The organism is Lysobacter soli (assembly GCF_009755585.1).
GTDB lineage: Bacteria > Pseudomonadota > Gammaproteobacteria > Xanthomonadales > Xanthomonadaceae > Lysobacter_J > Lysobacter_J soli.
In genome coordinates, this window is sequence record NZ_CP046603.1 from 2,636,927 (window position 1) to 2,649,224 (window position 12,298).

The 12,298-nt window shown below is 67.5% G+C and carries 11 protein-coding genes; 7 read left to right on the top strand and 4 right to left on the bottom strand.

From position 1 onward, the window contains the following. Positions 1 to 30 precede the first annotated feature (30 nt). From GOY17_RS11975 to GOY17_RS11985, 3 genes are all read left to right on the top strand, one after another. The gene (locus GOY17_RS11975) at positions 31 to 801 is read left to right on the top strand and encodes an SDR family NAD(P)-dependent oxidoreductase (RefSeq protein WP_157030578.1); all 771 of its coding nucleotides are present in this window, start codon (positions 31 to 33) and stop codon (positions 799 to 801) included. 98 nt (positions 802 to 899) lie between these two features. Continuing rightward, positions 900 to 1,466: an elongation factor P-like protein YeiP gene (yeiP, locus tag GOY17_RS11980; RefSeq protein ID WP_115841783.1), complete on the top strand. Its 567-nt coding sequence runs from the start codon at positions 900 to 902 to the stop codon at positions 1,464 to 1,466. Between the two features lie 49 nt (positions 1,467 to 1,515). After that, complete coding sequence (locus GOY17_RS11985) at positions 1,516 to 1,962, top strand: GNAT family N-acetyltransferase (protein WP_157030579.1); 447 nt, start codon at positions 1,516 to 1,518, stop codon at positions 1,960 to 1,962. A gap of 14 nt (positions 1,963 to 1,976) precedes the next feature. Here the strand turns inward: GOY17_RS11985 and GOY17_RS11990 are convergent, their stop codons facing one another. The 3 genes from GOY17_RS11990 to GOY17_RS12000 all read right to left on the bottom strand — a co-directional run bounded on the left by GOY17_RS11990 (position 1,977) and on the right by GOY17_RS12000 (position 5,800). After that, positions 1,977 to 3,791 carry a DUF7844 domain-containing protein gene (locus GOY17_RS11990; protein WP_232338416.1) on the bottom strand — a complete coding sequence of 605 codons (1,815 nt, stop codon included), beginning with the start codon at positions 3,789 to 3,791 and terminating at the stop codon, positions 1,977 to 1,979. A 5-nt stretch (positions 3,792 to 3,796) separates the two neighbouring features. After that, the gene (locus GOY17_RS11995; protein WP_115841785.1) at positions 3,797 to 4,117 is read right to left on the bottom strand and encodes a DUF2388 domain-containing protein; all 321 of its coding nucleotides are present in this window, start codon (positions 4,115 to 4,117) and stop codon (positions 3,797 to 3,799) included. A 279-nt stretch (positions 4,118 to 4,396) separates the two neighbouring features. Further along, positions 4,397 to 5,800, bottom strand: coding sequence for a D-2-hydroxyglutarate dehydrogenase (locus GOY17_RS12000; RefSeq protein WP_157030580.1), 1,404 nt, complete (start codon positions 5,798 to 5,800; stop codon positions 4,397 to 4,399). 134 nt (positions 5,801 to 5,934) lie between these two features. Here GOY17_RS12000 and serA point away from each other — a divergent pair, with 134 nt between their 5' ends. Continuing rightward, a complete protein-coding gene (serA, locus tag GOY17_RS12005) occupies positions 5,935 to 7,173 on the top strand; it encodes a phosphoglycerate dehydrogenase (protein ID WP_157030581.1) in 1,239 nt (412 codons plus the stop codon). Between the two features lie 181 nt (positions 7,174 to 7,354). Here the strand turns inward: serA and GOY17_RS12010 are convergent, their stop codons facing one another. Beyond that, on the bottom strand, positions 7,355 to 7,921 hold the full coding sequence (locus tag GOY17_RS12010) for an NUDIX hydrolase (RefSeq protein ID WP_232338417.1): 567 nt from the start codon (positions 7,919 to 7,921) through the stop codon (positions 7,355 to 7,357). A 182-nt stretch (positions 7,922 to 8,103) separates the two neighbouring features. On the opposite strand from GOY17_RS12010, the gene GOY17_RS12015 reads away from it, so the two are divergent. The 3 genes from GOY17_RS12015 (at position 8,104) to GOY17_RS12025 (ending at position 12,288) form a co-directional block, all read left to right on the top strand. Next, positions 8,104 to 9,111: a hypothetical protein gene (locus tag GOY17_RS12015; RefSeq protein ID WP_157030582.1), complete on the top strand. Its 1,008-nt coding sequence runs from the start codon at positions 8,104 to 8,106 to the stop codon at positions 9,109 to 9,111. Between the two features lie 176 nt (positions 9,112 to 9,287). Continuing rightward, entirely contained in the window at positions 9,288 to 10,760 is a 1,473-nt protein-coding gene (locus tag GOY17_RS12020; RefSeq protein ID WP_157030583.1) for an amino acid permease, read from the top strand. Between the two features lie 100 nt (positions 10,761 to 10,860). Beyond that, on the top strand, positions 10,861 to 12,288 hold the full coding sequence (locus tag GOY17_RS12025) for an amino acid permease (RefSeq protein ID WP_115841791.1): 1,428 nt from the start codon (positions 10,861 to 10,863) through the stop codon (positions 12,286 to 12,288). The last annotated feature ends 10 nt before the right edge of the window (positions 12,289 to 12,298 follow it).

Consider the following 12,298-nt stretch of genomic DNA (forward strand, 5'->3'; position numbering starts at 1 on the left):
CCCGCCTTTCCGCGTCCAGGAACCACGCCCATGCAGCTCCAATCCGTCCGCGCCATCGTCACCGGCGGCGTTTCCGGCCTCGGCCTCGCCGTTGCCCAGCACCTGGTCGCCCACGGCGGCAAGGTCGCACTGTTCGACGTGAACGACGAAAAGGGCGCGGCCGCCGTCGCCGAACTGGGCGACATCAACGCCCGCTACTTCAAGACCGACGTCACCAGCGAAACCGGTGTGTCCGAAAACGTGAAGGCCGCGCGCGAGTTCCTCGGCGGACTGAACGTCGCCATCAACTGCGCCGGCATCCTCGGCGCCGGCCGCGTGCTCGGCCGCGAAGCCTCGATGCCGCTCGCGCAGTTCCAGTCGACAGTGATGGTCAACCTGGTCGGCAGCTTCAACGTCGCCAAGGCCGCCGCGGACCTCATGCAGCACAACGAGGCCGGCACCGACGGCGAGCGCGGCGTGATCGTCAACACGGCGTCGGTGGCCGCGTACGAAGGCCAGATCGGCCAGGCCGCCTATTCCGCATCGAAGGGCGGCGTCGTCGCCATGACGCTGCCGATGGCGCGCGAACTGTCGCGTTTCGGCATCCGCGTGATGACCATCGCGCCGGGCGTGTTCTGGACGCCGATGGTCGACGGCATGCCTGACTCGGTGCAGCAGTCGCTGGCCGCGTCGATCCCGTTCCCGTCGCGCCTCGGTCAGCCGACGGAATTCGCCGACCTGGTCGCGTACATCCTTGGCAACACCTACCTCAACGGCGAGACGATCCGCCTCGACGGCGCGACGCGGCTTGCGCCGAAGTGAAGCGGTGATTCGTGTTTGGTGATTCGTGATTCGAAAGCACGACACCACTCGCAACCACGCGCTGTTCCGAATCACGAATCACAACCAACGAACAAGCCATGAAAGCCTACGACGTAAAGAAAGGTAACGTTGTCGAGTACAACAACGCGGTCTACCAGATCCGCGACATCGAGCGCAGCTCGCCTCAGGGCCGCGGCGGCAACGTCAAGTTCCGCTTCACCATGTACAGCGTGCCCGGCGGCACCAAGCTCGACGTGAGCATGGGCGCCGAGGACGAGCTGAAGGAAGTCGAGCTGAGCCGCCGCCAGGCGACGTTCTCGTACAAGGACGGCGACGCGTTCGTGTTCCTCGACGACGAGGACTACACGCCGTACACGCTCGACGCCGACGTCGTGGGCGACCTGGCCGGCTACATTGTCGCCGACCTCACCGGCTGCTACGTGCAGATCATCGACGACGCACCGGTCGCGCTGCAGCTGCCGCAGAGCGTGGCGATCGAAGTGATCGAGACGCCGCCGGAGCTCAAGGGCGGCACGGCCACCAAGCGTCCGAAGCCGGCGAAGCTGTCGACGGGCATCGAGATCATGGTTCCCGAGTACATCGGCAACGGCGAGCGCGTGCTGGTGAACACCACGACGGGCGAGTTCGCCGGTCGCGCGGACTGATCCATCCGGGCGATGCGCGGCCATCGCGCATCGCCTGTCGACCGCGGATATGCCGACCTTCCCACCCGCCGCTGCTTCCGATCTCGCCGCGCTGCTGCCGGTGATCCGGCAGTTCCATGCGGACGAGCACATCGAGTGGGACGAAGCACGCGTCCGCGTGGCGATGGAAGCGCTGCTCGCGGACGCCCGCAACGGCCGCCTCGTGCTGATCGAACGCGACGGCGAACTGGCGGGCTACGTCGTGGTTGGTTTCTGCTTCAGCCTGGAATTCGGTGGTCGCTTCGGCCTGCTCGACGAGTTGTACGTGCTGCCCGCGCATCGCGGTGGCGGCGTCGGCAAGCGGGCGCTGGAGGAAGTCGAGAGGCTGTGCATCGCCGAAGGCCTGCGCTGCGTGCGGCTTGAGGTGAGCGACGACAACGACAACGCGCGCGAGATCTACCGTCGTCGCGGCTACGCGCTGCATTCGCGACGACTGATGACGAAGTGGCTCGGCTGATCGCCCCCCAACCCCTAGGGCAAGCGCAATCCGCCCTGCTCCGCATGCAGCGCACGCAGACGCGAACCGAGCAATTGCGTGTTCACGGTGATGCCATCCAGCCGATCGCGTTGCGCCGCGCCCATCCACTCGCGCGCGCCCTGTTCCAGCTCCGCACGCGTCGCCTGAAGCTCGCTGCGTAGCGCAGCGCTGCGGGCGTCGAGCGCCGCGCGTTCGTCGGGCTGCGGCACGCCGTAGCCGCGTCCATCGAGCAGACGCGACGGCTGCCCGAGATACACGCTTTCCTGCAGGAGACGACGCACGACGTCGGGCGCGTCGTCCTCGCGGTCCGATGCGAGGTAACGCCGCTTCAGCGCCTCGCGGACCTGCGTCAGGGCGCGCCGCTGCGCGGCCTGTTCGAGGATCAGCAGCGCGGCGCTGGTCCGAAGATCGGCCCGCTCGATCGACGGCCGACGCTGCTCGGGTGACAGGTCCATCCACTGCGCGACGGTTCGCGGCGGCAGCGACAACGATGTCCTCGCGGCTGCATACAACGCGTCGTAATACGCGCCCTGCGATTCGAAGCGGTAGCCCAGGCGCAACGCCTGCGCGGGATCGTCGAGCACGGACATATCGGCGACGCCGGCGTTCCCCAGCCGCCGCAGCAGGCCGGTCGGCGTGATGCTGCCGATGCCCTGCCCCGCAAGCCGCGGCATGCTGTCGTGCAGCAGCTTCCACGTCTCCGCTGCGCAGTTGTTGCCAAGGAAGTAATAACGCCCGTCGTAACTCCAGTGCAGCTGCGACGTGCGTTCGAGCACCGCCGCGATCTCCTCGCGCGACAACCGCAGCGGCACCGAGCGCAGCCCGCGCAGTTCGACCTTCGTGTATTCGTCGATCACCTGCTGCATCGGCAAGACGAACAGGCGCGACGGATAGCGACCGCTCAGCCCGCGCCAGCTGGAAATCTGCACGTCGTCGACGAAGGCGCGGAACGAGAGGACGCGATGATGCGTGAGATCGAAACGGCAATCCGGCCCAGGCGCACGGCCCGGGGCGCACACGACCAGGCGCAGCATGCTGTGGCCCCAGCGACTCATTGGCTGCGCGTTGCCTTCGGCGAGCAGGTAATCGATCGCGTAGACGCGCGAGGGATCGATCGCGCCGATCGCGCCGTCGTCTCCTTCGCCCGCATCGACGTACACCAGGTCGTCGGTGCACGGCGTGCTCGCCGACGTCGAACCAAGGCGTTGTTCGAGATAGCGGTGCATCGCCGGCCGGCGGCAGGCGTATTGCGGATCGAGCAGGTAATGCTCGACGTTGACGGCGAAATACTCCGACGGCCGCGTGAGCTCGTATGGATCCGGGCTGCGGTCGACGAAACGGTTCTCCCGCGTGCGCCCGGCCACGCGCGTGTTGAAGCGCGTCGCGCGCACCTGCCAGCCGGCGAGATCGAGGAAACGCGGATCGCCGGAGATGTTCTCGTCGCGATCCTGGAAATGCGCGAGCTCGTGCAGAACGGTCGCCAGCGCCGCGTGTCGCGCTGCCTCGGTGCCTTCGATCAGCGGCGCGAGCAGTTCGCGGTTGAGCAGGAGTTCCGAGCGGCCGGCGTGACCGTGCACCTCGTCGGCCAACGTCGACCAGCGCACGGTGATGTCGCGACCGGATAGCGCACGTATGCGTTCAGGCAATCGTGCCTGTGCGTCGTCGAGCAGTCGCTGCGTGGCGAGACGTTCGTCCGGCGAGAGGCCGGCGGGATCGAGCTTCAGGGCGGCGGCATTGGCGCTCCACGCGCACAAGGCCGCGGCCAGCACGGCATGGCCGCCGCGAATGCGTTCGCGGCGGCCGTTCACCGCATTCACTGCGCGAGGATGGCCTGCGCCAGTTCGAGGTCGCTGGCCTCGCGTGCCTGCGGGACCTGCTCGCGCAGATGGCGCAACGCCGCTTCCAGCTGGGCGCCGCGGATCGCGCCATCGCTGGCGACGAAGCTCGCGGCATCCTCGCGCGCGGCCTGCACCACCTTGTCGTCCTTGCCGGAGCTCGAATCGGAGCTCGCGCCACTGGACGCGGAGCTGCCGCCGGCGGACGAGCCCGCGGACGTACCGGCGAAGCTGGAGGCGAAGGCCACCGGCGTGGCGGCCATCAGGGCGAGAGAAAGCAGCAGGACGGAACGCTTCATCAGGATTTCCCGGTTCGTTGGAAGGCCGCGTCGCGGCCGGCCCGCGAAGGGTACCGGTTTACGGTCCGAAAATCGGTGTCGATCGTTGCGCATCGTGGGAGCGTTCACCTGATGCTTGAGCTGCTCTCCCGACGGGAACGTGCCCGCAGGCTTGCTCGGGAGAGACCGCACCATTGCTACTGCAAAAGCACATGTCGCGAGTGCGCGCGTGCCCTCGCGCCCCGACCCTCACCCCCCACCCCTCTTCCAAGGGGGGGAGGGCTCAAAACACCGGGATGGTCAAGCGTCGAACACCTTCCCCGGATTCAGCAGCCCCTTCGGATCGAGCACCCGCTTGATGCCGCGCATCAGCTCGACCTCGGCGGCCGAACGCGTACCCAGCAGGTAGGGCTTCTTGACCAGCCCGATGCCGTGTTCGGCCGAGATGCTGCCGCCGTGGCGGGCAAGCGCGTCGGACAGCAGCTGCGTCACGTGTTCGCACTGGTCCACGAACACCGCGTAGTCGGCGTCGTCGGGCTTGAGCACGTTGATGTGCAGGTTCCCGTCGCCGATATGGCCGAACCACACCACGTCAAACTGCGGGTACTCGCGCGCCAGCAGCGCCTGGGTTTCGGCGAGGAACGCCGGCATGGCCGAGATCCGCACCGACACGTCGTTCTTGTACGGCTTGTACTTCGCCAACGCCTCGGTGATCCCTTCGCGCAGTCGCCACAGGTGCGCGGCCTGCGCATCGCTCTGGCTGATGACGCCGTCGTTCACCAGCCCGTTTTCCAGGCAGAACTCGAAGGCCGCCATCGCGGCGGCTTCCTTCGCCTCGTCGCCCACCGCAAACTCGGTGACGACGTAGAACGGATGCACTTCGTCGAACGGCTTCTGCGCGCCGTGCGCCAGCACGTGGTGCAGCGCGCGGTCGGTGAAGAACTCGAACGCCTCCAGCGTGAGTCGTTCGCGGAAGGCCGCGAACACCTGCATCAGCGTCTCGAACGAGGGCAGCGCGAGCAGCATCACGTTCGTCGGCGGCGGCGGATCGGTCAGTCGCAGCGTCGCCTCGACCACGATGCCGAGCGTGCCTTCCGAACCGATCATCAGCTGGCGCAGGTCGTAGCCGCTGGAGTTCTTGATCAGCGCGCGATTGAGTTCGAGCACTTCGCCCGCGCCCGTCACCACCTTCAGCCCCGCGATCCATTCGCGCGTGTTGCCGTAGCGGATCACGCGGATGCCGCCGGCGTTGGTCGCGATGTTGCCGCCGATCGAACACGAGCCGCGCGCAGCGAAATCGACCGGATAGACGAGCCCGTGCTCGCGCGCCGCGTTGTGCACCGCTTCCAGCGCGATGCCGGCCTGCACGGTGAGCGTGCGATCCACCGCGTCGAAATCGAGCACGCGGTTCATGCGTTCCAGGCTGAGCACGAGTTCGCCGTTCGCGGCGACCGCGCCGCCGGACAGGCCGGTGCGTCCACCCGAGGGAACGATCGCGACGCCTTCGTCCACGGCCCAGCGCACGATAGCGGCGACCTCATCCACGGACGCCGGCAACGCCACCGCAAGCGGTGCGGGCGTCCAGCGACGCGTCCAGTCGCGGCCGTAGTGCTCGGCATCGGCGGGATCGGTCGTCAGGCGAAGGCCGGGGAGCTGTGCACGCAGGCGCTCCAGGCGGGCATCGATGGGCTGCGGATCGGTCATGGAAGGCGCGTGGGACGCGGGCCGGACAGGAGCCCCAGCCTGCCACCGCCCGCGCGCCGGCGTCCAGTGATGCAGCGCAGCAACCGGCCCGGATTTCTGACATAGTCCAAGGCCCACCCACACCCGATACCGTCGTGAGCCTGACGACCTCGTTCCCGAAGTCCGACATCCGCGTCCTGCTGCTGGAAGGCGTCGCGCCGACCGCCGTGGAAAGCTTCCGCAACGCCGGCTATTCGAACATCCAGCTCTACGACAAATCGCTGCCGGCCGAGCTGCTGCAACAGGAAATCGCGCAGGCGCACATCGTCGGCATCCGCTCGCGCACGCAGCTGACCGCCGAAGTGCTGTCGCACGCGCGCCGGCTGATGGCGATCGGCGCGTTCTGCATCGGCACCAACCAGATCGACCTGGACGAGGCGGAACTGGCCGGCATCCCGGTGTTCAACGCGCCCTACTCCAATACGCGCAGCGTCGCCGAGCTGGTGGTGGCCGAAGCGATCATGCTGATGCGCGGCATCCCGCAGAAGAGCGCGCAGTGCCATCGCGGCGGCTGGTCGAAGTCCGCTGCCGGCAGCCACGAAGTGCGCGGCAAGACGCTCGGCATCGTGGGCTACGGCCATATCGGCACGCAGGTCGGCGTGATCGCCGAAGCGCTGGGCATGCAGGTGATCTTCCACGACATCGAAACCAAGCTCGCGCTCGGCAACGCGCGCATGGCGCTGGGCCTGGACGACCTGCTGGAACGCAGCGACATCGTCACGCTGCACGTGCCGGAGACGCCGGCGACGCAGGGCATGTTCGGCACGGCGCAGGTCGCGAAGATGAAGCCCGGGGCGCACCTGATCAACGCCTCGCGCGGCACGGTGGTGGACATCGACGCGCTCGCCGGCGCTCTTGCTTCCGGCGCGATCGGCGGCGCCGCCATCGACGTGTTCCCGGTGGAACCGCAGGGCAACGCCGATCCGTTCGTCTCGCCGCTGATCGGCCTGGACAACGTCATCCTGACGCCGCACATCGGCGGCAGCACGCTGGAAGCGCAGGAAAACATCGGCCTGGAAGTGGCGGCCAAGCTGATCCGCTACAGCGACAACGGTTCGACGCTGTCGGCGGTGAACTTTCCCGAAGTGACGCTGCCCGAGCACACCGGCAGCACGCGCTTGCTGCACATCCATCGCAACGTGCCGGGCGTGCTGTCGCAGGTGAACGACGTGTTCTCGCGACTGGGCGTGAACATCGACGGCCAGTTCCTGCGCACGCATCCGAAGGTCGGCTACGTCGTGATCGACGTCACCGCGACGCAGGAACAGGCGGCGCAGGTGCGCGAGGAACTGGCGCGCATCCCGGGCACGCTGCGGACGCGCGTTCTTTATTGATCGTCTTGGGCATTCGCCGGCTTGCTAGCGGCGGCGATCGGCTCTAGCCCTCTCCCACCGGGAGAGGGTGGGGTGAGGGGCAACGAAGCGACAGCGTGACCGATCGTTGCTTAAGCAGCGCCATCCTGCCCTCGGGTGCGTTTCGCTTACCCGGGCGAAAGGATCGCAGGGGTGCGTGGCATCAGGGCGACCGCGCCTTCCACTTCCCCGCCATCCGCCGCATCGACTCATCGCTGCCCGGATCCGCCAGTACCGCATCGACGGGTCGCCATGCGAGGTCGTGCGATTCCTCGCTGACGACGTAATCCTCGCGACCTTCGGCATGCACCACGTAACGCACGTCCCAGTGCCAGTGGCCGGGGACGTCGCCGCGCTCCGGGATCCAGTGCCGGTCCAGATCGAAGATCTCCGGCTCCACGCGCAGGTCGGTCAGACCCGACTCCTCTTCCGCTTCACGTAGCGCCACGTTCGCGAGATTGCGGTCGCCGTCGGCATGGCCGCCCAGCTGCAGCCAGCGTTCGAGCTTGCGGTGGTGCGTGAGCAGCACGCGCGTGCCGCCGCGATCGACCAGCCACGACGACGCGGTGAAGTGACCTTCCAGGTGGATGCGCTCGAACACCGTCGGCGCCTCGTCGAGGAACGCCGCGAACGAACGCGCCACCTCCGCTTCATCCGGCCAGCGCCGCGCATAGGACGCGAGCGCGTCGTGCAGCGAAACGTCCTGCGATGGCGAGTCGGATGCGTTCAAGGACGAAGCCTGTGCGTGAGGGACGCCAGTGTACTTCGACGTCGTTGCAGCGCTCGCGGCGTCTGCCAATTCCGACTTGCATGTCGACGCAACCGTCAGCTGACGATTTTCGGAATCGTCCGATGCAAGCGCGCGTCGGCGGTCGGCAACGTCTGTGGCGTTCCTCAACGCAAGAAGGCCACATGGCAGCATCCCGTTCCAAGTTGCACCGCACGCCGTCGGCGCGCGCATTCACCACCGCCGCCAGTCTGGCGCTGGGCCTGTTCGCGGCATCGCATGCGCATGCCGACACCGGCGTCTCTGCCGAGCCCGACGTGCGCTTCACCGGCCCGCTCGCCACCGGCGGTCCGCCGCTGCCGAAGGGGCTGGCCAACGTCGAGCCGTACCTCATCAACACTCAGGTCCACGGCTTCTACGACGAACACGGCAACCGCCATCACGCTGACGGCGTGCCGGATGGCTGGGCGCTCGTCGTTCCGGTGGGCTACGGCCTGACCGATCGCGTTGGCGTCGGCGCCACGTTCTCCGCGGTCGACGCGTCCACGCCGTCGGGCGGCCGCACGTGGGAACTCGGCGACACCAGCGTGTCGGCGTCGTACCTGCTCGCGAGCAGCGACCGGAACAACTCGTCGCTGACCGCCGCGATCAAGCAGAACCTCACCACGGGCGAGTCCGACCAGCTCGGCCGCCACGGCCTCGCCGAAGCGACGGGAAGCGGCGCGCCGACCACGCAGCTGTCGCTTGGCGGACAGGCCTACTTCCTCGCCGACCGGAACCTGCGCGGTCGCTTCAACGTCGGCTGGCGCCTGCCCGGCGCGCACGCCTCACTCGACGGCGGCAGCGCCTACGGGACGCCGGACGGCTTCCGAGGTCGCGCCGAACTGCATGCCGCGTCGCAGGCCAGCATCGGCCTGGAATACAGCTTCAACCCCGAATGGGTCGTGGCGACGGACGTCATCTACGAACAGGACCGCGGTGCGCACGTGCGCGGCACGGTTACCTCCTCGGCGGGCGAGCGCTCCGCGTACGACACCGAACTGCCATCGTCCTGGCGCCTGTCGCTCGCACCTGCCGTGGAATACAACTTCACCGATCGCATCGGCCTCATCGCCGGCGCGCAGGTCTCGCTGGATGGTCGCAACGCGGCGGCGATCTTCGCTCCGCAGGTGGCCGTCAACATGGTGTTCTGATCGACCCGGCGCCCTCGCGACACCGTGGCGCGAGGGCGCCTCGCAGGTGGTTCCAACCGTGACCTCGCGCGCTTGCCGGTGCTTTCCCGCGTGGGTTATGGTGGCCCGCCCCCCACGGCCATACGCTCCACCGCCCGCCTGAACGGGCGCAGATCTTCCATTCCCAGGGGAATTCGATGTTCAAGAACCTGTTCCTCACCAAGCCGGTCGAGCCTGCCGGGCACGTCGACGCCGGTGAGCCCGTAGAAGGCAGCCTCCAGGGCGAGGCGACCCTCAAACGTTCGCTCACCGCAACGCAACTGGTCATGCTGGGCATCGGCGCCGTGATCGGCGCGGGTATCTTCGTCCTCTCCGGCCATGCCGCCGCCGAACACGCCGGCCCGGCCATCGTGATCAGCTTCATCATCGCCGGCTTCGCCTGCGCCCTCGCGGGCCTGTGCTATGCGGAGTTCGCGGCGATGCTGCCGGTCTCGGGCAGCGCCTACTCCTATTCCTACGCCACGCTGGGCGAGTTCGTCGCCTGGTTCATCGGCTGGAACCTGGTGCTCGAATACATGTTCGCCGCGTCCACGGTCGCGGTGGGCTGGTCGGGCTACCTCAACAGCTTCCTCGGCTCGTTCAACATGGCCCTGCCGGCCTCGCTGGCCGCGGCGCCGCTCAACGTGGTGGAAGGCTCGATCGTCTACACGGGCGGCCTGATCAACCTGCCGGCGGTGTTCATCGTCGCCGCGCTCAGCGGCCTGTGCTACGTGGGCATCACGCAGTCGGCGATCGTGAACTCGGTCATCGTGGCAATCAAGGTCATCGTGATCGTGATGTTCGTCGCCTTCGCCGCGCAGTACGTCAACCCGGACAACTGGGTGCCCTTCGTCCCCGAGAACCAGGGACCGGGTCGCTACGGCATCGACGGCATCATCCGCGGCGCGTCGGTGGTGTTCTTCGCGTACATCGGCTTCGATGCGGTCTCCACCGCCGCCGGTGAAGCCAAGAACCCGCAGCGCGACATGCCCATCGGTATCCTCGGCTCGCTGGTCATCTGCACGATCATCTACATCATCGTGGCGCTGGTGCTGACGGGCCTGCTGCCCTACCCGCAGCTGAGCACGCCGAAGCCGGTCGCCACGGCACTGGAAGCCTATCCGTCGCTGCTCTGGCTCAAGCACGTCGTCGAACTCGGCGCCATCGCCGGCCTGAGCTCGGTGATCCTGGTCATGCTGATGGGCCAGCCGCGCATCTTCTATTCGATGGCGAAGGACGGCCTGCTGCCGAAGGTCTTCGCGAAGGTGCACCCGAAGTTCCAGACGCCGTACATGGGCACGATCTACGTCGGCGTGTTCGCCTGCCTGCTGGCCGGCTTCCTGCCGATCGGCCTGCTCGGCGAGCTGGTGTCGATGGGCACGCTGCTCGCATTCGCCACGGTGTCCATCGGCGTGCTGGTGCTGCGCAAGAGCCGCCCGGATCTGCCGCGTCCGTTCCGCGTCCCCGCCGCCGCGATCATCTGCCCGCTCGGCGCCGCGGCGTGCCTCTACCTGTTCTGGAAGCCGTTCTCCGAGCATTGGCCGCTGATGACCGGCTGGACCGTCATCGGCCTGCTGATCTACTTCTTCTACGGCTTCCGCAACAGCAAGGTGCGCCAGGCGGCGCGCTGATCCCTGATGCGACTACGAGGCCGGCGGCATTCCCGCCGGCCTCGTTCCTTTCGGCTCCACATTCGGCCGGCCATCGCGTGTGCCGGCTTCGGGAATCACGATGTTCCGACAACTCTGGGCGACCAAGCATCCCCACGCCGCTCATTCCGATGCCGAAGGCCTGAGCCTTCACCGCACGCTCGGCCCGTGGGGCCTGACCGCGCTGGGCATCGGCGCCGTCATCGGCGGCGGCATCTTCGTCATCACCGGCCAGGCCGCGGCGAACCACGCCGGCCCGGCGATCATGCTGTCCTTCGTCCTCGCGGCGATCTGCTGCACCTTCTGCGCGCTGGCCTACGCCGAATTCGCGTCGATGGTGCCGGTCTCCGGCAGCGCCTACACCTACACCTACGCGACGCTGGGCGAACTGGCCGCGTGGTTCATCGGATGGATGCTCGTACTCGAATACGGCGTCTCGGCCTCGGCGGTTGCGGTCAGCTGGACCGGCTACTTCCTGAGCCTGCTGCAGCATTTCGACATCACCTTGCCGAGGGAGCTGGTCAGTGCGCCACTCGACGCACAACTGCGTCCCACCGGCTCGATCGCGAACCTTCCCGCGGCGGCCATCGTGCTGCTGCTGACATGGCTCTGCTACGTCGGCATCCGCAAGTCGTCGGCGATGAACATGGCGATGGTGGTGCTCAAGACGGGCCTGATCCTGCTGGTGATCTTCGTCGGCTGGAAATACGTGAATCCCGACTACTGGCACCCCTTCATTCCCGAGAACGAAGGACCCGGCAAATACGGCTGGGAAGGCGTGCTGCGCGGCGCCTCGATGGTGTTCTTCGCCTACATCGGCTTCGAGGCGGTGTCCGTCGCCGCGCAGGAATCCCACAAACCGCAGCGCGACCTACCCATCGGCATGCTCGCCTCGCTCGCGATCTGCACGGTGCTGTACATCGCGATGGCCGCGGTCATGACCGGCCTGGTGCCGTTCAACCTGCTCGGCACCGATGAACCGGTCGTCACCGCCGTCGCGGCGCATCCCGAACTGGGCTGGCTGCGCGTGGTGGTGGAAATCGGCGCGCTGATCGGCCTGTCGTCGGTGGTGCTGGTGATGATCATCGGCCAGCCGCGCATCTTCATGATCATCGCGCGCGACGGCCTGCTGCCGCCGGTGTTCACGAAGATTCACCCGGAGTACCGCACGCCGCACATCAACACGGTGATCACCGGCATCGGCATCGCGCTGCTCGCCGCGCTGTTCCCGCTCGACGTGCTCGGCGAGCTGACGTCGATGGGCACGCTCATCGCCTTCGCCGCGGTCTGCGGCGGTGTGCTGATCCTGCGCCGCACCCAGCCGGACCTGCCGCGTCCGTTCCGCATTCCGGCGGCGTGGCTGATCTGCGGCGCCGGCATCCTCAGCTGCCTGGCGCTGCTGTCGACGATGACGGCGCACAACTGGTTCCTGATGGCCGTATGGACGGGTGTCGGTTTCCTGATCTACTTCCTGTACGGCTACCGGCACAGCCGCCTGCGTCGAGGCTGACGCACGACGG